Genomic DNA, 22,394 nt, shown 5'->3' with positions numbered 1-22,394 from the left:
TTACCAGCTCCCTTCGACGACGTGGAAACTTCGTTCTTCGCTGACCTCTTCCAACCCGGGGTCGAGTTCGATCGCACGTTCCGTGAACGCGATGTATCGGCCTGGTCCCCAACCGGCGACTTGCGGCGAATTGATGGCTGCCAACCGCGCTTCCATGATGCTGTCGGAGATCGCGTAGCCCATGTAGCTGCCGGGCTGCCGACCATCATCGCCGGCGGGGAGCTCCGGCAAGTTTTCGGTGAACAGGCGCCGCACTCTCGACGCGACCTCCGTCTGCTCAAGCGGCTGAACGACGCGAACTTCATCCGGCGCCAGCGGTTCGCACCAGTAGAACTTGCCGTCATAATCGTGGATGGCGATGCCCATGATTGGGACTTCCAACTTGTTCGTGGCGCGCATCCCGGCGGAGGTCGGGCGCAGCTGCAGTTGCTTCGAGGATTTACGCGCCGCGAGTGCGTGGAATTGCGTGGGCGTGCGCGATGCAATCCACCCGCGCGTCAGTTCCTGCCGGTCGTACCAAACGATTTCGCGGTCGTTTGCCGAACGCCGGCCGCCGAAACCGAAGACCGGCGACCAATTGGGGAGAATCGGAAACATTGCCTGATCGACGGGGACGCTCAGCCCGCTGCGCGGCGCGATGCCGGCGTAGTACGAGTAGCGTCCCCAACTGGCGGACGCGCCGGTGTGTTGGTCGAGCAGCGTCACGCTACGTCCCCGGACGCGGGCCCCGAGCCCGTCGGCAAGGATGCCGTAAGCGAACAGCCCGCACGTCGCCAGGAACGCGGCGGCGGGCACGATGGCGATCAACATCGGCAGCTTGCCGGCGCGACGCAAGAGCCAATAGGTGAGCGGCCCGATCGCCAGCACGAACAGCGTAATCAAGATTTGAAAGCTGCCGACAGGCGCCAGGCCGACGCCGGGAATGAGCCAGTCGTTAAACTCGACGTTGCCGTCGTCGGGGGTGCTGCCGAAGCGTCCGCCCCAAAGTTGTCGCGGGGCGAGCAGCGACTGCGAGAAGACGCGCGTCGCTTCTTGGTTGTCCATTTCGCTTCTGCCGTGAAGGTTGCGACGGAAGGCGACGATGGTTCCCAACCCCCACCCGCGCACGGCGAACCATTCGGCCGAGTCTTTCGGAAGCTTGGGGTCAATCATGGGCTGGATCATCGCTTGCGCAGCGGCCGCCGCAGCGGCGGCGGGATTAGCCGGATTGACGGGCGTTTCGGCGACAGGGACTTCCGCAATCTCGTAGTCAGTGAGCAAGAGGGCGCCTTGGTCGGGATCGAGGGCGCGGCCGTCGAGTTGTGCGAATTTCCAACGCACGGGTAGGGAGCTCTCGTTCGACGCGGGCGACGCCTCGTTAGGCTGCGGTCGGTCGCGCCCCTCACGAGCGGCCAGCAACTGCTCGACGTTGGTCACTTCTTGCCAACGCGAGCCAGCACTGACGAGCCAAAGGTTTCCGCCCATCGACACCCAACGGAGCAGCGCCGTCGCCTGCTGCGGATGATCGTCGATCAGCGTCTGCAACTGAGCGGCCGGCACAAAGACGACGTTCAGCGAGGTGTACGCAAGCCAGTCGGTCGGCATTTCCTCGGGCTTGAGCATCTCCAGCGCCACCGTGGCGTTGGAATGCGTTTGGCTCAAATTCTCGATCGCTGCAAGCTGCTGCGAGCTACTCAGCAAGACGCCGGCCGCCGCCACGTCGTTGCCGTTGTTCCCGCGATTCGCCACGAGATCGTTGGCATCGAAGGAAATCAGGGTCAGGTCATCGTCGCGCGTGCCATCGACGTTTAGTTGCCAACTACAGCGGTACCATGACTGAAACTGGGGAACGAGTAACGTCGTTGAAGCTTCTTGTTCGCCCTGGCGGAGCATGAACTTCGTGCGAGCCGTGATCGAGTTGTAGCGGAGATTCCAATCGCCGCCGACGAAGCGAAATTCGAGCTCGTGATCGCTCGCAGCCGGATTCTCGGCGCGAATCTTCACCTGCACGGGGCGGTAGCCGTACATCCCGGGCCAGTTGCTCTTCACAGAAAGGCGGTATCGATTGGGGGTCGAGTACTCGGCGCCGTTCGGCCCCATCGGAAGCGTCAGGCCGTCGCCATCAACGCCGACATCGACGAGGCCATTCGGACCAACGGCGGCAATGACTGATCGAATCGCCGCGAAAGGCGAGTTGGCGAGTTGGGGAGCCGCCGGCTGGCGCGAGCGACCCGTCTGAGCGTGAAGCCCGCTCGCCATGCAGCAGGTTGCGCAAAGCGCCAGCAAGCCAACCAGTTTGAATCGAGTGCAGACCAATGCGGAGTCCTTCATGGGGCGCCGGAAGATGGGTCAGCCGCCGTGTCGCGCGCGTTGGCCGCCGTGGCGAGCGAGGAGTGCTCGATGCCGCCGCGATTGGTTCGCGCGACGACGTCGACGGGACCTAACCAGCGACCGAACGCCGAGCCGACCGTGAAGAACGCCGCCTGCACGAGAAAGGCGAGCGGGAAACTCAGCAGTCCAATGACGATCCCCGCGATGACCGGGGGCTGGGAAGCGATGGCAAAGACAATCGCTGCGACGAGCACGATCAGCGCCAGGCGGCGAATGGAAAGTCGGGGTTTCGTCATGCCGCTGATTTTGCCAGAACTTGTTGGTAGGTTGCAAGTTGCGCGTTGAGGAATCGTTGCTCCCGATGGCGACCGAGGTCGCAGCCGGAGAGGCCTCTCACAACGGGCGCCAGTCGCGAAGCCAGCACCGCGTCGTGCCCCCGAGCCGACAACTCGGTAGCATGATACCAAGGTTTTCCTCATGTAATTCGCCTCGGTGAGCATTCTTCGCTCGGACGCCATGAAACTTGCCTCTCCACTCCTTGTTCCCGCCCACGTTTTCGGCCTGAGCTTGCTGACGCTCCTTTGCGGCAGCATCGTCGCCACGTCGGCGAAGTCCGCAGAAGTCGAAGCCTACGCGGGGGAACCGTTCGGGGTCGGCCGCGTTACGGTCGCCGTGGCGGCGGATCGGCCCGTCACGCCAGGCGAGGATGAGCGTTTCACGGTGGCGTCGCCCGGTGGGCGAGTTTTGTACCCGGTGATCCAGGACGCGCCGGTGCGACGGCTGTTGCGACGGTTGCTGGAGGTCGACTCGCCGCGGCAGGTGACGATGTACTTCCTCTTTCACGGCGATCAGCCGTTCGAGCTGGAAGCTTTCGCGCCGACGGAGCAGAAGATTCGCGTGACGCCGCGAATCAATCCGGCGGGTCGGCAGGCGCTACTCGACCAGTGGTGGCAGCAATACTCGACCCGGTGGAAGAACCTGCGGCAAAACCCGCAGTTCCCGCCGGTGGTAGAGAATTTCCTGGCGGCTAATCTCTCGCGCCGACTCGGCAAGCCGCTGCCGGAGCCATCGGGCGGGCTGCTCGCCTCGCTCTCGTCGCCGAAAGCGACGGTGTGGGACGAACTTTTCAACACCGAGTCGCATCAGTTGGCGCTTGATCAACAGATCCTCGCCGCCACGCCAGCCGCTGCCGGTGAGCCGCAGCCATTGCCAGCGCCGATGCCGTGGTTCGCGCTACCGGAAGGCGGCGAGGAACTGAACGGCGTCGAAGTGGAACCGATCGCGCTCCATGTACCGGTGGAGTGTTTCTACGTGCGGTTCGGCAACTTTACAAACTACCTTTGGTTCCGCGACCTCAATAAGAAGTGGCAAGGCGACCTCGGCAACATGCTGATGCGCCGCGGGATTGATCGCGCGGCGACGCAGCGACTTGAGCAACAGCTCTCGCTGCGGGAAAACGCGCTCGCCAAGTTCCTGGGGCCGCAAGTGATTGCCGACGTGGCGATGATTGGGCTCGATCCGTACATCGCTCAAGGTGGCGCGGCGGGGATTTTGTTTCAGGCGAAGGCGAATCCGCTGCTGGCGAACGACCTCAACACGCAGCGGCGACAGGCGCTGAAGAATTATCCCGACGCGGCGGAATCGACCGTCAAGATTGCCGAGCGCGACGTGTCGCTGGTGGCGACGCCGGGAGGAGAGGTTCGATCGTACTACGTGCAGGATGGCGATTTCCACTTGGTGACGACTTCGGAGCGGCTGGTGCAGTTGTTCTTGCTCGCGGGGCAAGGGGAACGCTCGCTTGCGGCGTCGATCGGGTTTCTCGGCATGCGGAAGCGGCTGCCGATGAGCCGGAATGATGCGGTCTTCGCGTACATTCCGCCGGAGTTTTTCCAATCGTTGTCGAGCCCCGGGATGTGGATCGAGTCGCAGCGTCGCGCACGCTCAGCCCGCGAAGTGAAGCTGCTTGAGCTCGCCCAGCTCGAAGCGCGGGCAGAGGGAATCGATGCGACGACGGTCGAGCAGTTGATCGCGGCGGGATTGCTGCCAGCCGGATTTGGACAGCGTTTTGACGGATCGCAGTTGGTGGTGCTGGGCGATGCGGCGTCGGATTCTGTGCGCGGTCGACCGGGATTGTTCTTGCCGACTGGCGAAGTTGAAGTGACGGCCGCCTCCGCAGCTGAAGTGGCAGCGTATCGCGATTTCAGTGAACGCTTTCGACAAGAGATTGGTCAACTGCCGCCGATTGGCGCCGGCATCGCGCGCGTCCCCATCGAAGGCGGCGGCGAGACGATCGCCGTCGACGTCGTCGCCACGCCGCTGAATGACGTGAAGCTTGGCCGGCTGCCGACGACCTTCGGTCCGCCGAGCAGTGAGCGCTTAGGACCGATCGTCGGCAACGTCATTAGTGCGGAGGCGGTGCTCGATTCGCCGCTGCCATTCGGCTCCGCCGCGGCGGAGCCGAATCACATGTTTCTGGGCATCCGCGACTTCCGCACGCCGCTGGTTGTCGACAACGGCAGCGTCGCTGCCGGCGCGGCGCCGGCGGAGCTGGTTCGCATGTACGTCGGCGCGTGGCCCAAGCCGGGAATCTTACGACTCTTCATGGGCGATTCGCTGGCGCAAGGCGAGCAACCGATTCCGGGCGCCCAATCGACGTGGCAAGCCAAGCGCGACGATTTTCTGTTGATCAGCTTCAAGCCCGACCTCGTGCGCGAGGTGTTACCACAACTGCAAATGGTGCCTGCCGAGAAGCCAGGGCAACTCTGGATCGACGTCGCCGACTTGAGCGACAAGCAACTGGCCGCGACGGTGAGCGCGTTCGGCTACATGCGAACACGCGAAACCTCCGTCGCAGCTTGTCGGTTGATGAACACCCTGGCGAATCAGCTCCATGTGCCGCGTGAGGAATGCCTGAGCGTGGCCGAGCGGCTGATGGATGGGAAGTTCGTCTGCCCGCTCGGCGGCACGTACGAGCTGGTCGAGGCGCCGGGCGGCGAACCGATGTGGACTTCGACGGCGATCTTGCCGCAGAACCGGTTTCAACTGACGGCGGCGCCGGAGGATTTTCAGCTGCCGCTGCTCACGTGGTTCCGAGGGCTGCGAGCGGAAGCGCGGCTCGATAGCGCCGCGATTGAGGCGCATGTCGAGATCGACATGGCGGAGACGGTGACGCCGTAGATGCTGGCGTACGTTTCGTACTTTTAGCTTCGGGCTCCGCCCGGGGGTTGCGTGGCGTGAGGCGACGTCTACCGGAGTGGAAACCCACCCCCGGGCGGAGCCCAGGGCTAGAGCGCTGGCGATGCAGCGACGGGGAGCTCGAAGCAAGCCGCTTCTTGGCCGTTGCGGACGAGCAAGTACCGCCCCGAGATCGCGGGGTTGTTCCAGGTGATCCCCTCGATTGCCTGCACTTGGGCGAGCTCGCGATACTTCTTCGCGTCAGCGGCGAGGAGCACCAGCTCGCCCGATTCGCTGATCACCAGAATCTTGTCGCCGACCAGAATGATCTGGCCATGACCAAGTTCCGGACGGCGGCGTTTCTTCCAGCGGCGGCGGCCCGTTTCGAGGTCGGCACAGTCCATGTCGATGTCGTCGATGCCGTAAATGACGCCGTCGCGAATGACGACGTTGCCGAGCTTCGTGCGGAGGACCGGCTTCGACCATAGCACCTCGGTCGACCACTGCTTCTCAGGCTCCGCCGATTCGTCGTGCGTCACCTGGAATAGCTGCGACATGATGCCGTAGCCTTTCGATAGGAAAACGCGGTCGTCGCCGACCGGTACAGGTTGCGAGGCGGAGGCATTGCCGTTGCTGTCGCCGTCCCAAGGATGTTCCCACAAGATTTCGCCAGTAGTCGCGTCATGCGACGTGAGAAAGTTTTCGTTGACGACCAAAATCTGGCGAACGCCGGCAAGTTCCGTGAGTATCGGCGAGGCGTATGACGACCGTCTCGCACCGGCGGCCCAAACTTGCTCGCCAGTCTTTGCGTCGAAGGCGACGAGTGAGCGGTCGTCGAGGGCGCCGACGCTGATGATGACGTTGCCGTCGACGATCAGCGGCGAATCAGCCTTACCCCAACTGATGTTCTCGGCGCCGTATTCTTTTAGGGTATCGTGCGACCAGAGGCGTTTTCCGGTGGCGGCGTCGATGCAATTGACGATCCCGGTGGCGCCATGCGTGTAGACGCGGCCGTCGTGGATTGTCGGCGTCGCACGCGGGCCGATGCCGCCGAGCGCGCCGGGGCCGGAAGGATCCCAACGGGCGTCGTCGGCGTGCGACCAAGCGACTTGGCCGGTCTTCAGCTCGTAGCAGACGACCATTTCTTGATTGCCGCGCTGCTCTTGCGTGACGGCGTAGTCGCCGACGATGATGAACGCCGACCAGCCGGCGCCGATTGGTTGCTTCCACAGGAGCTTCGGCGGGTTCGCCTTCCAATCGGCGTCGAGATTGATTCCCTTGGCTTCGGCCCAGTAGCCGTTGCCGAGGAAGCGGGGGTAGTCGCGCTCGGTTTCTTGCCAGTCGAGCCGCACCTGCGGCGGCGCCGCGACTCCTGCAAGCGATTGGTCGTGCGTTGCCGCCCACCGCCACCGCCAGTCGACGAAACCGCTGTTGCCGTTGTTGATGAGTTGCACCGGCCCGAGCGGCGTCACCGCCCAGACGGGGAGCCAGACCAGAGCGGCCGTCATCAGCCGCAGCCGTCGCGGCAAGAGGCTATGGCGGAGCATCCAAACCGAGAGGCCGGCCACAGCCAGCACGAGCGTCACCTGGAGAGTGATGTTCTTGTAGTCTTTCGAGATGTCGGTCGACCAGACGCCGGCGGTGACGACTGCCAGCAGCAGCACCCACGCCACGAGCGACCTGGCACGGCGCAGCCGCGGCTTGGCGCTGGGGAGCATGTTCAGGCTTGGTGATTGGGCAGGCGCCACGCAGCTCATGTCACGGAGAAACGGTCTGGAGTATGGTCAATCGTAAAGTTGCTTTTTGCGACAGGCAACCAACCCCGGCGCCTCAGCGGCGAGCCGAACGCCGCGGCCAGCCGAGTTCTGCCAAACTGCGTCGGTTCTAGCGTTAATACGTCCGCCAGGGCCGTTCGGTTGCGGCCCGCCAGCGGCCAAACTACAACCGAAGAGTAGCTCGACGCTGTTCCCCGCCCTGCCAGACGCCATGCTGGCGCCCAGTTTCCGCCTGCTATGCCCGACTCCGACTACCGACTCGACGATCGCTGGGCCGTTGTGACCGGCAGCACCCGCGGAATCGGCAAGGCAATTGCCCTCGAACTGGCCGCGGCTGGTGCGAACGTCGTTGTTCATGGTCGAAACCGCGAGGCGGCCGAGGAAGTTTGCACCGCAATCCGCCAACTAAAGCGACAGGCCGAGGCGGCTGTTACCGATCTGGCTGATGCGGATGACCGTCGCCAACTGGCATCCGACTTGTGGCAGCGGCGGCCGATCGACATTTGGGTGAATAACGCCGGCGTCGATGTCCTCACGGGCGACGGGGTTGAGCAATCGTTCGCTGAAAAGTTCGAGCAGTTGTGGAACGTCGACGTCCTGGGAACGATCGAGCTCGCCCGCGAGATTGGCGGGCGGATGAAGGAGCGGGGCCATGGCGCGATCATCAATATCGGCTGGGACCAAGCCGAGTCGGGGATGGAAGGCGACAGCGGCGAGATGTTCGTCGTGACGAAGGGGGGGATCATGAACTTCACCCGCAGCCTGGCCAAGTCGCTGGCGCCGGCGGTGCGGGTGAACTGCATCGCGCCTGGTTGGATTCGCACCGCATGGGGCGCCGACGCTTCCGACTATTGGCAGGGACGAGCGAAAGGCGAATCGCTGTTGGCACGATGGGGCGAGGTGGAAGACATTGCCCATGTGGCGCGGTTCTTGGCGTCGGATGCGGCTTCGTTTGTGAATGGGCAGGTCATTGCGGTGAACGGGGGGCGGCGATGAGGCGGTGTTGGATTGCGCAACGGCAGTGATCAATCCGCTTATCGGCGTCGATAGTTTTGTTTGTTGTTGCACATCTGATTACGCCGTTCCGGCGGGTCGTTGACCCGCGACTGCTTACTGTTCATGCATCGCGATCACATCCATTTTGTTACCGGTCGATTGGCTGAGCACGCGCTCAAGTCGGTCGTCGCGCCGTTGGCGACGGATGTGGGGTTTGATTATTCGGTAGAAGTGCTGCCGATCACGGTGGCGGCGCTAATGTCGCCCGCTTGGATTGCGCGGCACTGGCATGTGCCGACGGCGGCAAATCGCGTCATTCTGCCCGGCTACTGCGGTGGCGATCTTGCGCCGCTAACGGCGACCACGGAGACGCCCGTAGAAGTTGGGCCGCGCGACCTGCGGCAACTCCACTCGTACTTCAAGCGTCAGCCGCCGCCGAGCGATTACGGGGCGTTCGATATTGAGATCATCGCCGAGATTAACCACTGCCCGCGGTTGCCGCTGGCGGAAATCTTGCGGCAGGCAGCGCTGCTGCAGCGTGACGGCGCGGACCTCATCGACGTCGGCTGTCATCCGGGCGGCACGTGGAGCGGCGTGGCCGACGTCGTGCGGGCGCTCCGCGACGCGGGGCATCGCGTCTCGGTCGATAGCCTCAATCCGGCGGAGATCGGTCCTGCGGTACAAGCAGGAGCCGAGTTGGTGCTGAGCGTCAACAGCACCAATCGCGAGGCGGCGGTTGACTGGGGCGTGGAGGTGATCGTCACCCCCGATGTGCCGGCGACGCTCGAAGGACTCGACGAGACGATCGACTTTTTAGCTCAGCGCGGCGTGCGGCTGCGGATTGATCCGATTCTTGAGCCGATCGGATTTGGCTTCGCCAGTAGCCTCGGCAGGTATCTCGACGTCCGTCGCCGGTATCCCGACGCCGAGATGATGATGGGGATCGGCAACCTTACCGAGTTGACCGACGTCGACTCGGCCGGCGTCAATGCAACGCTGATGGGCTTCTGCCAGGAACAGGGAATTCGCAGCGTCCTCACAACGCAAGTAATCAACTGGGCGCGAACCAGCGTCGCCGAATGCGACGTCGCGCGGCGGGTGATGCACCACGCGGTGACGCATCGCGTGTTGCCGAAGCATCTCGACCCGCGCCTGGTGATGCTGCGCGACGCCGAGGTTCTGGAGACGCCCGTCGCGTCGATCGCTGAACTGGCGACGCAGGTCCGCGACAATAACTATCGCATCTACGCCACCGATGGAGAGGTGCACCTCGTTGGCGTCGGGTTGCATTTGCACGACGCTGATCCGTTTGTGGTGGTCGAACAACTGCGGCGTTCCGGTCCCGACGGCGGGCTGCCGAAAAATCTTGATCCAGGCCACGCTTTTTATCTCGGTTACGAAATGTGCAAAGCGCTCACCGCGCTGACGCTCTGGAAAACGTACCGGCAAGACGAGCCGCTCGACTGGGGGTTCGCGACGCGTGAGGAAGCGCGACACTATCTCAAACGGCCCTCCGCGAAAGCGGCTTCGAGCGGCGCGGAGTTAGACGCTCTGGACGCAGAGGAGGCGACATGAGCGGATCGGCCTCCCCTCCCCTGCCCCTCATCGAACCGCTGCCCAGCGGCGCGTCGGCTGTGGTCGCGTTCGAACGGCTGGCGGCGCTGCCGCACGTTGTGTTCTTCGATAGCGCCGCGCGCGACCCGCGGCTGGGGCGCTATTCGTTCGTCGCGGCCGATCCGTTCGCTTGGATTGAATGCCCTGCTGATGGTCGCGATGCGCTCGCCGAGGTCGAAACGCTATGGCGGAAGTTCGCTCCGCATGCCGCGATTCAGCCCAACCTGCCGCCGTTTCAAGGCGGGGTCGCGGGGCTGCTATCGTACGACCTCAACCGCAGCTTGGAACGAATCGCGCGGCCGCGTTTCGAAGATTTGCAAACGCCGGCCCTCGCCATCGGAGCGTACGACGTGATCGTCGCCTTCGATCATGTTGAGCACCGTGCGTGGCTGATCTCGCAAGGGCTGCCGGAGGTGGAGCCGCGAGCGCGGCGCGAACGGGCCGAAGCACGGCTGGCGGAATTCAGGCGACTGCTGTTTGGCAATCTACCGGCGACGTCAACGACGGGCGGTGCGGGGAAATCTGGCAGCGACGATTCGCACGCTCCGGTGAGCGCGGAGCAACTGGCGCCGCAATTCGATATGCCGATGCTCGGCGTCAGCAGCAATATGTCGGCCGCGGCCTACCGCGAGATGGTTCGTCGCGGCGTCGAGTATATCCATGCTGGCGACGTGTTTCAGGTGAATCTTTCGCAGCGATTGCTCCATGCGGCAACCAGTTCCTCTCGCGACCTCTACCTGCGGCTACGCGAGCGGAACCCGGCGCCGTATGCCGGCTACTTCGACCTCGGCGAGTGGCAAATCTGCAGCGCGTCCCCCGAATGTTTTCTTACTGTCCGCGACCGCCAAGTCGAAACACGACCGATCAAGGGGACGCGCGGCCGCTCGCCGATTCCGGAAGCCGACCTGTTCGCCGGCGACGATCTGGAGAGTAGCGAAAAGGATCGCGCCGAAAACGTAATGATCGTCGACCTCATGCGGAACGACCTGTCGCGGGTCTGCACCGCCGAGAGCGTCCACATCGAGCAACTCTGCCGCTTGGAAACCTATGCGTTCGTCAAGCATCTGGTGTCGGTGGTGCGGGGCGAGTTGCGGCCGGAATGTTCGCCGCTCGATTTGCTGCGGGCGAGTTTTCCCGGCGGCTCGATCACCGGCGCTCCTAAGGTGCGGGCGATGGAGATCATCGCCGAACTTGAGCCAACGGCTCGCGGCCCCTACTGCGGTTCGCTGATGTACCTCGGCTTCGACGGCGCGATGGATGCGAGCATCCTCATTCGCACGATCACCGCCGGCCGCGGCTGGTGGCAACTGCCGGTCGGCGGCGGCATCGTGGCTCAGAGTGATCCGGATGACGAGTACCGCGAGACTTGGCACAAAGCCCGGGGGATGTTGAAGGCGCTCGTCTAACATGATCCTGCTTATCGATAACTACGACAGTTTCGTTCACAACCTCGCACGCTACTTCGTGCGGCTGGGAGCGGAAACGCGCGTCGCGCGGAACGATGAGTTGAGCCTTGCAGAGATTCGTCGCTTGAATCCGCAGGCGATCGTCATCTCGCCGGGGCCGTGCACGCCGGCGGAGGCGGGGTGTTCGGTTGACGTGGTTCGTGAGTTGCACCGCGATGTGCCGATTCTTGGAGTATGCCTGGGTCATCAGGCGCTCGCAGCGGCGTTCGGCGGCGCGGTGATCCGCGCAGCCGAACCGCGGCATGGCCGGACTTCGCCGATCGAACATGACGGCAGCGGGCTGTTCGCCGGCTTGCCGTCGCCGCTCACCGTTTGCCGGTACCACTCGCTCATCATCGACGAGGCGACGCTGCCGCCGGCGCTGCGCGTGACGGCCCGCACGCCCGACGGGGTGATTATGGCGGTGCAGCACGCCACGGCCCCGCTGTTTGGGTTACAATTTCACCCGGAAGCGACGCTCACCGAGCATGGCTACGCGATGCTCGCCAACTTCCTGCGGCTGGCTGGTTGTACGGTCGCTGCTGACGTGGCGGTGCTTGCCGCGAGCGAGGATCGCAGCCCGATCACGCCGCCCTACACGCCGCCGAAAAAACCTCTCACGTTCTAGTTCGCGATGCCTGCCGAAGAAACTCCACGAACGCCGCCCACGCTGGGCGCCGATGGCCGCATCTTGGAGGGAATCGTCACGACGCTGAACGCCGTCGGCGGCGTCAACGTCTCGCCGATGGGGCCGATCGTCGACGACTCGCTTGACCGCCTTTGGCTGCGGCCGTTTCGAACGTCGACGACGTATCGGAATCTCAAGCGAACTGGCCGCGGCGTGTTTCATGTCACCGACGACGTGGAGCTGCTGGCCCAAGCGGCGGTCGGACAGCCGACTCCGCTGCCCCGCTTCGCAACGACGCCGGCAGGCGACGCGATCATTCTGGCGGGCGCTTGCCGCTGGTATGCGTTCGAGATTGAATCACTCGATGATGCGGAGGAGCGGACGAGCATCGTCGCGAAGGTGACCGATCGCGGGACGCTGCGGGAGTTTTTGGGATTTAACCGTGCCCAGCATGCGGTGCTCGAAGCGGCGATTCTGGCGACGCGAGTGCACCTCACCGGAGCGGCAGTGGTGCTGGCGGAGTACGACCGCTTGCAGATTGCCGTCGATAAAACGGGCGCCGCTGCCGAGCACCGGGCGCTGGCATTCTTGCGTTCACATGTCAGTCGCGCCGGCGAGCAAGCGGGGCAGCAACAGTGAGCGTGACAATCTCCACGCCGAGCCGCCTCCACTTCGGGCTGCTGCGGTTCGAACAAACCGACGGTCCAAGCTTCGGCGGCCTCGGGATGATGATCGCCGAACCGCGCTGCACGCTGCGGCTCGCTACGTCGACCGAATGGCAAGCCACCGGCCCTGATGCCGAACGCGCTCTCGCCCACGCGCGTCAGTCGCTGGAGCATCTAGTAGCCGCCGGTCAACGACCGGCCGGAGCGTACCAGCAAACGCCCCAAGCCCTCCACATCGAGGTTCTCGACTCGATCCCACCCCACCAAGGCCTCGGCAGCGGCACCCAACTTGCCCTCGCGGTTGCCGCGGGTGTTCGATCGCTCTACGACCTCGCGCCGGCCAGTGCCGAGGACCTCGCCGCGATGGTCGGCCGCGGTCGACGCAGCGCAATCGGCTGCCACGGGTTCTTGCAGGGCGGACTGCTCTACGAACTCGGCAGCCTGCCTAACGAGCCATTGGGAAGATTAGCCCAGCGCGTGGAAGTTCCAGCCGAATGGCGAGTCATCCTCGTCGCCGCATCGACTTCGGCGGGGCTGAGCGGTGAGCCTGAAGTGAGCGCGTTCGGCCAGTTGCCGCCGGTTCCCGCTGCGACGACGGCACGGCTCGCTCAACTCGCCGAACAGTCGATCCTGCCGGCAACGTGGAATCGCGATCTCACCTCGTTCGGGGAAGCGCTCTTCGAGTACGGCCGCCTCGCGGGCGAGTGCTTCGCGAGCGTCCAAGGCGGGCCATATGCCTCCGCAGAGATCGCGGCGTGCGTTGAGACGCTCCGCAGCCTCGGCGTGCGAGGCGTCGGGCAATCGTCGTGGGGGCCGACGGTGTTCGCGTTTGCGGCCGATGAGGCGCACGCGGACGAGATCGTCACCCGCATGCGCGCGATGACGGCGTGGCAAGGCCACGCGATGCAGATCACTCGAGCTGATAATCGTGGAGCGACGATCGATTCCGCCGCGGTTTAGCCCCCGGTCAGTGACCGGGGGCTAAGTGCGACTACAGCAACCCGTAGGCGGTCAGCGTCTTGCGCAGCGAAGCCTCTTGCCCCGGTTCGAGCGGCGTCATCGGCAGCCGCATCTCGCCCGTGTCGCGGCCGAGCATCTTCATCGCGGCCTTGAGCGGGATCGGGTTCGTCGAGAGGCCCAGCATGTCACGGCAGAGTTGGAACAGCTTGCGGTGCCACTTGAGCGCTTGCACGAGGTCGCCGCGGTCGACGGCGTCGATGAGCGCGATCATGTCACGCGGGACGATGTTGCCAACCACCGAGATGATGCCGCGGGCGCCGACGGCCATCAGCGGGAGGGTGAGGCTGTCGTCGCCGCTAAGGACGGTGAGGTTCGTGGCGCCGAGAATTGTCGACGCTTGGTCGAGCGAACCGGTCGCTTCCTTGACCATCGTCACGTTCTGGAGTTCGGCGAGGCGGATGATTGTCTCGGGCTCGACATTCTTCCCGGTACGGCCGGGGATGTTGTAAATGCACTGCGGCAGGCCCGACTCTTCGGCGATCCGCTTGAAGTGCTGGTAAAAGCCTTCCTGGGTCGGCTTGTTGTAGTACGGGGCGACCTGCAGCGCGGCGTCGGCGCCGGCGGCTTCGGCGACTTTGGTGAGGCGGAGGGCTTCGGCGGTGCTATTCGAGCCGACGCCCGGCATCACCTTGATCCGCTTGTTCGCGACTTCGCAAACGAAGTTGATGACCCGTTCGTGTTCGGGGTGGGTCAGCGTCGGCGATTCGCCGGTGGTGCCGACGGGGCAAATGCAGTTGGTTCCCGCATCGATCTGGAACTCGATCTGAGCACGGAAGGCGTCGTAGTCGACCTCATCTCCCTTGAATGGCGTGACTACCGCGACCGACAGGCCGGCGAATGCTTCTCCTTTGGTGCTCATCGAGCAGAATTCTCCTTACGTTTGCGCAAGCCAAGCAATGAAAGGCGCAAGTTGCGCCGTGGGGGGCAATGATACGGCGACGGGGGCTGGCGTGCAATTGGGTGGAGCCCTGCTGCCCCTCGTTCCCACGCTCCGCGTGGGAATGGCGTTGTCGCCGCTCTGCGGCATTCTTGCGAAACGGCGGACAATGCGCGACGCGGAGCGTCGGGAGAGGGCGTTCCCACGCAGAGCGTGGGAACGAGATTAGAAAGCTTGGGCGAGGGTTCTTATTAGCCATGTAAGCAGCATGGCGGCGACGATGACGCTACCGATCAGCAGCAGGGCGAGCACCGTCACCAGCAGCACGACGAACCAGCGGTCGGCTCGCTGCAAGTGGCGTTGCTCGGCCGGTACGGCGAGCATGTGCCGCTTGAGGATGGCAACGTTTCGCTGGTTCGATTTCCAGTAGACGTCGAAAATGTCGCCGATCAGCGGGATCGCCCCGACGACGGCGTCGAGCACGACGTTGAGCGCCATGCGCAGCAGCGTCGTCCGCGTCACGCCGTAGCGATGCGCCGCGGTGAGGATATAGAGCGAGGCGACCGAGGTGGCCGTGTCGCCGATGCCGGGGATGAACCCGAGAATCGCATCGAGCCCAAACCGCCAGCCGACGCCCGGCACGCGGAAGACGCCGTCCATCCAGTCGGCGAGTAGCTGCAATTCTGGCGCGAGCTGCGGGAGTTGCTCGTCCGCAGTGGATGGCGGGATGGCTTGGGGTTTGCGCATGAGAGCTTCCTTGGCAAACCTCATACCATCCCGCGGGACCAACTGGCTCGCGAAATCCTACCGCATCGACTCCCGCTTGCTCGCCGGGAAGTCGCGGACGTCAAACTGCAAGCTGCGGCCGTTGACGATCGGCGGCTTCATCAAGTTCTGCGCGACCAGGTCGCGGAAGTAGGCGGCAGGGTCGGGGACGCTGGCGCCGCTGTGGAGCTTAGCGGCCTCGGCCTTGCCGATCGGTCGGCTGAGGTGCTCACGCGGAATTTCGCCCGGCTTCGGCTTCGCGACGGGCGCCACGGTCGGCGCATTCGTCATCGTGCGGAGCTCGGCTTCCATCGCGGTGTGGAACTTTGAGGCGTTGATCTCTGGGAGCGCATCGAGTGCGGCGCGGACGCTTGGCCAGTGGGCCTTCAGCGGGGCGACGTCGAAGTCGACGAGCGCGCCGTTGCTCGCTGCGATGGCGGCCTTGAGCTTCTTCGGCATCGCCGCGGCCCAAACGGTAAGGATCACCTGGCGGCACCATTGGTAGTGGCCGAGATGGCCGACGGCTTCGCTGCCGTCGTCGACGTCGGCGGCAGTAGAACCCGATGCAACCCAACGGGGGCGGAGTTGCTGAACAACCGGCTCCAGCGCGCGAGCGCGGCGGCGGACGTCTTCGAACACGGTGAGGAAGGCGTCGCAGTCGCCCCCCTTGGCAACGCCGAGGAGTTTTTCGATTTCGTCGCCGAGCCACTTCATCGCCCGCGTGACGGCGCCGGCGACAGGGGGCGCCGACGCGGCCGCCTGTGGATCGAGCGGCGGCAGTTGCCGCGCGAGAGTCTGCCCCAACGATACTTGTTCCTGTACCCCCTCCGTCTCCGTCATCCGTTCACTCGCTCCTAGTTGCATCTATTCGAAGTGCCTAATGAAATTGCCGAGACTGCTTGTGGGAGGCGTCTCCGACGCCGATTCCGGTCACCACCACGAGCGGTTTCAACAGCTCCGCGCTGCTTCGGGGTCGGAGACCCCTCCCACAGATTTCCGCGCCGGCCATGCTGCAACCGACAAAATCGGTTCTCGATGACCGGGCACGCGAGTTGCAATGCCAGCAACCGCGATTGTAACCGTCGCCTCGTTCCGCCGCTCCGATTGTGTCGACAGTGGCGGGAAGGAGTGACGATATCAGCCGCTCATCGGTCTGACGAGATCAAACGCGTTGGCAACGTGCGGTCCTGCACTGCAGGTTGCCAACGCTGCTCTTCCGAAAAGTCATGCTGGTTTAATTTGCGAAAATTGCGGCAAATTCGCGAATTCGTTTGGTTTGTTTGCTGCCGCTCGTAAAATGCAAATCTCTTCTGGATCACCCGCGAGCCTTTAGCACAAGGGGAGTGGAGTATGGTGTCACGGATCATGACCATCCGGTTGTCGAGTGGATTGAAGATCGAGCTCGACCCGGTCGAATGGCCCGAAATCGGTTCAGCCTGCCGCACAAGCGTGCAACACGGCGGCTATGTTGCCGAGAAGCTGATCGTTCGACGACACGACGATGGTCGAACTTTGATCTACATCGACGCTGATCCAGGCGCCGACATTCTGGTGCAGGGTGATATTTTCCCCTCACGGATTCGTGAACTTGAATCCTACGTGCTGCGGTTCAGCGAATCGCATGGGCTGCCGGAGTGGGTGGCTGAAAAGTGCGTCGAGTCGATCCGCGGGTAACTCTTGTGAGACTTCACTGACGCTAAAGAACGAATGGGACGCGGATTTTCGCTGATTAAGCGGATGAGCGCGGATTGTTATGAGTGCCGAGGCATCACCGCGTCAGGCCGTTTTGCATCCGCGCAGATCCGTTAAACCCGTGAAAATCCGCGTACTACTCTTTGCCTTGGCTCTATAGCGTTTATGTGCGCCGCTCCGGCGGGTCGTTGACCGCGGCTACTGCGTCGCGTTGCGACGCGGCTAGATGGTGAAGTGCCAGTCGCGAACGGCGACCGATTCTTCGTCGGGCGGGAGGGCGCCGCCGCTCAGTTCGTCGCCTAGTTGGCGGTGCGCCCATTCGATGGCGGCGACAGTGCTGGTCCAGTCGCGGGGCACTTCGCGGAAGACGCGTTCGTCACCCAGCAGTTCGACGATGCCCACCTTCTTCAGCGTCGCGTAGAACCCGCCGCGGACGCCTGTGAGACAGACCACCACGCCCCGGGCTTCCGTCTCTGCGATGAACTCGGCGAGCAGGTGCATGCAGACAGCGTCGGGGTTGCGAAGGTGCTTCACACGGAGGATGAGGATCCGCAGCTGGTCGTCGATTTCCTCTTCGATCTGCTCCAGATGCGATTCAAACTCCGGCGACGAGCCGAAAAATAGCTCGCCTTCGAAGTTATAGATCCGCAACTGGTCGCTCGGCACATCCTCGTCGTTGCGTTCGCGGATGCGGTGATTGGAGGTAATGACAAGTTCCTGCATTTCCACGCGGGCCGCGCGGGGAACGTACATCAGGAACGAAAGAATCGTGCCGACGAGGATGCAAAATTCGACCGAGACCAGGACTGCCGAGAGGGCCGTCGCGGCAACGATGATCGCGTCGAACTTGGTCGCCCGGCAGTGGTAGCGAATGCCGGCGACGTCGACCATCCGGGTCGCGGTGACCATCAGGACGCCGGCGAGGGCGGCCTTCGGAATGAACTGCGCGAGCGGCGCGAACAGGAGAATCGTCAGGCCGACCATGGCCGCGCAAATCACGCCAGACCACTGCGTCGCCGCGCCGGCCTGGTGGTTGATATACGACCGGGTGAGCGATCCGGAACCAGGGAAGCACTGGAAGAAGCTGCCGGTGAGGTTGGCGAGTCCTTCGCTAAGGCACTGCTGATTGATGTCGAGTTTTTGTTCGGTCTTCGCCGCGATACTTTTCGCCATGGCGATCGCTTCGAGCAGGCCAAGCATGCCCACGGCCGCGGCGCTGGGGGCGAGTTGGCGAATCAGCCCCCAATCCCACTGGGGCGACTCGAAGTGAGGCAGAATCCGCGGCACCTTGTCGATCAGCTTCACCCCTTGGTCGGCGAGTTCCCAGTGCCAGACGGCCAAGCCCGCCGCGATGATCGCCAGCAGCAGTTCCGGCAAGGCGAGCTTGTAGCGACGATTGATCCAGCGCAAGCCGAGTGCGACGGCAATCGTCCCAAGCGCGACGTACATGGTCGGCAGATGAACGGGCCCGCCGTAGTACATCGTGAGGATCCAGCGTTTCACGAAGTGATCGTGATGCTCACCCTGGGCCTTCAGGCCGAGAACGTTCTTTAGCTGATCGAGGACCAGCAGCACCGAGGCGCCGGCGGTGAAGCCGACGATGACGGCGTGCGAGATGAATCGCGAGAGGTCGCCGAGCCTTAGCAGCGTGATGCCGGTTTGAAACAGCCCAATGAGGGCCGCCATCAGCATCGCGGCGGGAATACGTTGATCCGAGGGAACGAACGCCAGCGCGCTAAGCATGGCGATCGAAATGGCATTGGTCGGGCCGTTGATGAGTTGCTTCGACGAATCGAGCAAGGCGCCGACGGCGGTCATCACGATTGCCGTGTAGAGGCCGTACTGCACCGGCATGCCGAAGATGCTGGCGTAGGCCATCGCCTGCGGCACCGCAACCGCGGCGACGGTGATGCCGGCGATGAGGTCTCGGCGGAACGAGTTGGGCGTGTAGGTGCGGAGCGAGTCGAACGCCGGCACGAGCGTGTAGAGTCGCCGCTTCCAGAGCGGAAGCGAGAGATCTGCGCTAGCGCCTCTCGCGGACGAGTTGGCGCGGGGCGGGGCGTGTTGCGACATCACTCAGAGTAGCCGAAAGCGATTCTGTCCCAGGCTGCGCTCGTTGCGTCACGTCACGCTGGACAGGGCTCCTTATCATCATTGGAGCGGCGGGTAAACGCAATCCGAGGATTGCCGCGATGCCCGCGGAATTGAACCGCCAAGGACGCCAAAAGCGCCAAGTGAATGCAAACAGCGGAACTTGGAACCGCCGATGCACGCCGATACACGCAAATTGGCGTGGATCTCGTGCCTTCAAATCCTGCCCTGCCCTCATTTGCGTTCATCGGCGTGCATCTGGGGTTCCACTAAACTGAATTTGTACTCCCTTGGCACTCTTGGCGGTTAAAGCATTTTCCTTGGCAGGCTAGCGGGGTTCGGATATCAGCCGCTTCATATCCCGAACAGCTTGCTCCAGGCCAACCATGATCGCGCGGGCGATGATGCTGTGGCCGATGTTGAGCTCGCACATGTCGGGGATCGCGGCCACTGGCTTCACGTTGCGGTAGGTGAGGCCGTGGCCCGCGTGTAGCGTAAGGCCGGCGTCGACGATGTGCTTCGCGGCTACTGTGAGCGCTGCCAGTTCGTCCTCGCCGGCAAACTTCGCCGTAGCGTGGGCGTAAGCCCCGGTATGGAGTTCGACGGCCTGGGCGCCCATCTTCGCGGCGGCTTCGATTTGTTTTGGATCGGGATCGAGGAACAGGCTCACGACGATGCCGGCGTCGCGGAGCCGCTTCACCGCGTCGCCGACGCGGGCCCCCTGCCCTGCGGCGTCGAGGCCTCCTTCGGTCGTCACTTCCTCGCGGCGTTCCGGGACGAGCGTCGCTTGGAACGGCTTGGCCTGGCAGGCGATCTTCAACACGTCGTCGTCGCAGGCGAGCTCAAGGTTGAGCTTCACCGTCACCGTCTGGCTGAGCAGATGCAGGTCGCGTTCTTGGATGTGGCGGCGATCTTCACGAAGGTGCAGCGTGATGCCGTCGGCGCCGCCGAGTTCAGCCAGCGACGCAGCCCACACGGGATCGGGCTCGTTCGTCTTGCGGGCTTCGCGGACGGTGGCGACGTGGTCGATGTTAACGCCGAGGAGGGCCATATCTTGCTCGTGATCGATGGAGGGCTCGGGCTGCCGCCGGGGGGCCGCCGTTCGGGGGGTGTCGATTCGTCAAACACCACATTCAGGCTGGTGTTTCACAATTGCAACATCGGGAATGGGAACGCCCGATTGCCGCAACATCGCCGTTTTACGGCGGCAACAGGCCGATTGTCTAGCGGCGGCGAGCGTCGCATAACCGGCCCGATGCGAACGCCTGCGGCAGGCTCGCGGTATGACGCAAAGGAGCGTTCCGCAGGGCTTCAGGTTCGTGACCTAAGGTTCCGCAGAGTTTTCGGAAATCGACTGAAGAGCACTCGAATTGGCCGGCCCTGCGTCCCCGGAGAATCGCCTAATGAATTGCCACGAATTGGCTCAACGCGTCAAAGCGTTGGAGCCCGACGCCTCGCCGCAAGACGTCGCCCGGATTTGCTTGTTGCTGGCGAACGATCACGCGGATCTCGAGTTTCTGCAGGACGACGCGAAGTTGAAGTCGGCCTGCCAGTCGACGTCGCTGAAGATGCAGTTGGCGACCGATCAGCACGCGGCGATGACGCAAGAGTTGGAAGAACTCGCCGGTTCCGATCCAGAGAAGTTCTCGCAGGAGCAGGTGTGGGTGCTGATTCGCGCGATCAAGGTGCAAAGCCAGGTGCTACAGATGTACGTTGGGCAGCCCGTGCTGGACGTTTAGAGTTGGATTCGGCGCGAGTCAGATTTCGGCGAGCATCAGCCAGCAGATCGACATGTAAATAACGATCCCGGTGATGTCGATGATCCCCGCGACGAACGGGTTGCTCATCAAGGCGGGGTCGAGCCCCAGTCGCTTGAAGATCAGCGGCAAGGCGCCGCCGACGATCGTACTACAGGTGACGACCAAGAGTAGCGTGATCGGGACGACGAGTTTGTCGACCGGCGTCGGCCCGTCGACTACGAGCAACGCCCCCATGTAGGCAATCGCTCCAAGCCAAGCGCCCAGCAGCAGCCCCATTAGCAGCTCGCGACGCAACACGCGCCACCAATCTTTCAGCGTCAAATCGCCGCCGGTGAGCGAGGTGATAATCAGCGTCGCCGACTGACCGCCCGAATTGCCGCCGCACGACACAATCAGCGGCAGGAAGAGCGGCAACCACTTCACGGCGTCAAGCGTCTCATGAAATGACTGCAGCGCGTAGACCGTGAGGAACGAAGCCGCGAGCAACGCGCTGAGCCACATCCCCCGCTTCCACGAAAGCGTGTGGATTGGCGTATTGAGGTAGGTCTCTTGCAACGGCGCGATGGCGCCCGCGCGATAGGCGTCTTCTTCAGCCTCCTCCCGGAGCACGTCGATGACGTCGTCGTGCGTGATGATGCCGACGAGGTGATGCTCATGGTCGACGACCGGGATCGCCATGAAGTTGTAGTCGGCCACCTTCGAGGCGACGACTTCTTGATCGTCGGTCGCTTCGACCGTGACCAAGTCTCGCTGCATCAGGTCGGTGACGTTCTCATCGGGCGTCCCAAGATGCATCAGCAACTGCCGAGCGGTGATCAGCCCGCGCAGGTGATTCTCGGCGTCGACGATGTAGATGTAGTAGATCGTCTCGTGGTTCTTGGTTTGGAGGGCGATCTCTTCCAGCGCCTGGCCGACAGTCACCGATTCCGGCAGCCGGGCGACGCTGGTGGTCATCAGCGAGCCGGCCGTCCCCTCCGGGTACTGGCTCAGCCGAGTGATGTCGCGGCGTTCTTCGCTCGGCAGCAGCGGCAGCAACCGCTCGACGATCGCCGGGTCGATCAGTTTGAGCAAGTCGACGCGATCGTCCGGCGCCATCCGGGCAATGACCTGGCACGTCTCCTCGGGGGGGGCCGTTTGGAGAATCTCGACCTGCCGCTCCCCATCGAGATATTCGAAGATCTCGACCCGCTCGGTCGGCTCGGCGGCCTGGAGAACTTCCCAGGTTTCGGCGGCGGTGAGCCCCTCCATAAACTCCGCCGCCCGGGCGGGGTGCATGGCGTCGCAAAAATCCTCCAGCCCCGCGGCGTCGTGCGTCGCGAGCATTTCCCGAAGCTCTGGGAGTAGGAGGGTGTTGATCATGCCGTCTGCGTGAAAACGGGGCCGGACTGTAGCCCGGTAAGTGTACGCTAACGCTGGCCCGGACGGCAGGCGTCTTTGCCCCTGTCGTTGACGTTTGGGGCCGCCCAGTTTAGCCTACAACTTGGTTCTCGGCCGGATTTCACGGATGGGTCGGCGAGGGGCGTTCTCTCCCGTACCATCCTTATCCTCCGCGAGGGCTCTGCCGCTGCAGCCGCACGGGTTC

17 protein-coding genes and 1 pseudogene are annotated in these 22,394 nt (G+C 63.6%); 9 read left to right on the top strand and 9 right to left on the bottom strand.

Features of this window, described 5'->3' with window-relative positions; genetic code table 11:
* A complete protein-coding gene (locus PLANPX_RS11980; RefSeq protein ID WP_152098962.1) occupies nt 1-2,295 on the bottom strand; it encodes a hypothetical protein in 2,295 nt (764 codons plus the stop codon).
* 11 nt (nt 2,296-2,306) lie between these two features.
* Entirely contained in the window at nt 2,307-2,606 is a 300-nt protein-coding gene (locus tag PLANPX_RS11975) for a hypothetical protein (RefSeq protein WP_152098961.1), read from the bottom strand.
* Nucleotides 2,607-2,826: 220 nt separating this feature from the next.
* Between PLANPX_RS11975 and PLANPX_RS11970 the strand changes: the two genes are divergently transcribed.
* Complete coding sequence (locus PLANPX_RS11970) at nt 2,827-5,487, top strand: hypothetical protein (protein WP_152098960.1); 2,661 nt, start codon at nt 2,827-2,829, stop codon at nt 5,485-5,487.
* Between the two features lie 107 nt (nt 5,488-5,594).
* Here the strand turns inward: PLANPX_RS11970 and PLANPX_RS11965 are convergent, their stop codons facing one another.
* Nucleotides 5,595-7,202 carry a PQQ-binding-like beta-propeller repeat protein gene (locus PLANPX_RS11965; RefSeq protein WP_172992010.1) on the bottom strand — a complete coding sequence of 536 codons (1,608 nt, stop codon included), beginning with the start codon at nt 7,200-7,202 and terminating at the stop codon, nt 5,595-5,597.
* Between the two features lie 294 nt (nt 7,203-7,496).
* Here PLANPX_RS11965 and PLANPX_RS11960 point away from each other — a divergent pair, with 294 nt between their 5' ends.
* The 6 genes and pseudogenes from PLANPX_RS11960 to PLANPX_RS11935 all read left to right on the top strand — a co-directional run bounded on the left by PLANPX_RS11960 (nt 7,497) and on the right by PLANPX_RS11935 (nt 13,567).
* On the top strand, nt 7,497-8,255 hold the full coding sequence (locus PLANPX_RS11960) for an SDR family NAD(P)-dependent oxidoreductase (RefSeq protein ID WP_152098958.1): 759 nt from the start codon (nt 7,497-7,499) through the stop codon (nt 8,253-8,255).
* A gap of 123 nt (nt 8,256-8,378) precedes the next feature.
* A complete protein-coding gene (locus tag PLANPX_RS11955; RefSeq protein ID WP_152098957.1) occupies nt 8,379-9,830 on the top strand; it encodes a DUF6513 domain-containing protein in 1,452 nt (483 codons plus the stop codon).
* Nucleotides 9,827-11,275, top strand: coding sequence for an anthranilate synthase component I family protein (locus PLANPX_RS11950; protein ID WP_152098956.1), 1,449 nt, complete (start codon nt 9,827-9,829; stop codon nt 11,273-11,275). The genes PLANPX_RS11955 and PLANPX_RS11950 overlap by 4 nt, the downstream gene beginning before the upstream one ends.
* 1 nt (nt 11,276) lies before the next feature.
* Nucleotides 11,277-11,849, top strand: a pseudogene (locus PLANPX_RS11945) (anthranilate synthase component II); the annotation flags it as partial.
* A 99-nt stretch (nt 11,850-11,948) separates the two neighbouring features.
* Complete coding sequence (locus PLANPX_RS11940) at nt 11,949-12,581, top strand: DUF447 domain-containing protein (RefSeq protein WP_152098954.1); 633 nt, start codon at nt 11,949-11,951, stop codon at nt 12,579-12,581.
* Nucleotides 12,582-12,583: 2 nt separating this feature from the next.
* On the top strand, nt 12,584-13,567 hold the full coding sequence (locus PLANPX_RS11935) for a beta-ribofuranosylaminobenzene 5'-phosphate synthase family protein (protein ID WP_172992009.1): 984 nt from the start codon (nt 12,584-12,586) through the stop codon (nt 13,565-13,567).
* A 31-nt stretch (nt 13,568-13,598) separates the two neighbouring features.
* On the opposite strand, the gene dapA is transcribed toward PLANPX_RS11935, so the two are convergent.
* From dapA to PLANPX_RS11920, 3 genes are all read right to left on the bottom strand, one after another.
* Nucleotides 13,599-14,486, bottom strand: a complete 888-nt coding sequence (gene dapA, locus PLANPX_RS11930; protein ID WP_152098952.1) for a 4-hydroxy-tetrahydrodipicolinate synthase — start codon at nt 14,484-14,486, stop codon at nt 13,599-13,601.
* Nucleotides 14,487-14,729: 243 nt separating this feature from the next.
* Complete coding sequence (locus PLANPX_RS11925) at nt 14,730-15,251, bottom strand: DUF4112 domain-containing protein (protein ID WP_172992008.1); 522 nt, start codon at nt 15,249-15,251, stop codon at nt 14,730-14,732.
* 57 nt (nt 15,252-15,308) lie between these two features.
* Entirely contained in the window at nt 15,309-16,073 is a 765-nt protein-coding gene (locus PLANPX_RS11920; protein WP_152098950.1) for a hypothetical protein, read from the bottom strand.
* A gap of 561 nt (nt 16,074-16,634) precedes the next feature.
* Here PLANPX_RS11920 and PLANPX_RS11915 point away from each other — a divergent pair.
* On the top strand, nt 16,635-16,943 hold the full coding sequence (locus tag PLANPX_RS11915) for a hypothetical protein (RefSeq protein ID WP_152098949.1): 309 nt from the start codon (nt 16,635-16,637) through the stop codon (nt 16,941-16,943).
* A 240-nt stretch (nt 16,944-17,183) separates the two neighbouring features.
* On the opposite strand, the gene PLANPX_RS11910 is transcribed toward PLANPX_RS11915, so the two are convergent.
* The gene (locus PLANPX_RS11910; RefSeq protein WP_152098948.1) at nt 17,184-19,034 is read right to left on the bottom strand and encodes a SulP family inorganic anion transporter; all 1,851 of its coding nucleotides are present in this window, start codon (nt 19,032-19,034) and stop codon (nt 17,184-17,186) included.
* Nucleotides 19,035-19,380: 346 nt separating this feature from the next.
* Nucleotides 19,381-20,103 (bottom strand): pyridoxine 5'-phosphate synthase, encoded by a 723-nt coding sequence (locus PLANPX_RS11905; RefSeq protein WP_152098947.1) that lies wholly within the window; start codon nt 20,101-20,103, stop codon nt 19,381-19,383.
* A 352-nt stretch (nt 20,104-20,455) separates the two neighbouring features.
* Here PLANPX_RS11905 and PLANPX_RS11900 point away from each other — a divergent pair, with 352 nt between their 5' ends.
* The gene (locus PLANPX_RS11900; RefSeq protein WP_152098946.1) at nt 20,456-20,791 is read left to right on the top strand and encodes a hypothetical protein; all 336 of its coding nucleotides are present in this window, start codon (nt 20,456-20,458) and stop codon (nt 20,789-20,791) included.
* Between the two features lie 18 nt (nt 20,792-20,809).
* Here the strand turns inward: PLANPX_RS11900 and mgtE are convergent, their stop codons facing one another.
* On the bottom strand, nt 20,810-22,171 hold the full coding sequence (gene mgtE, locus PLANPX_RS11895; protein WP_152098945.1) for a magnesium transporter: 1,362 nt from the start codon (nt 22,169-22,171) through the stop codon (nt 20,810-20,812).
* Nucleotides 22,172-22,394: the final 223 nt, after the last annotated feature.

This window comes from Lacipirellula parvula, assembly GCF_009177095.1.
Lineage (GTDB): Bacteria > Planctomycetota > Planctomycetia > Pirellulales > Lacipirellulaceae > Lacipirellula > Lacipirellula parvula.
Note: the sequence above shows the minus strand (reverse complement) of the source record. Positions and strands in the feature narration are given on the sequence as shown.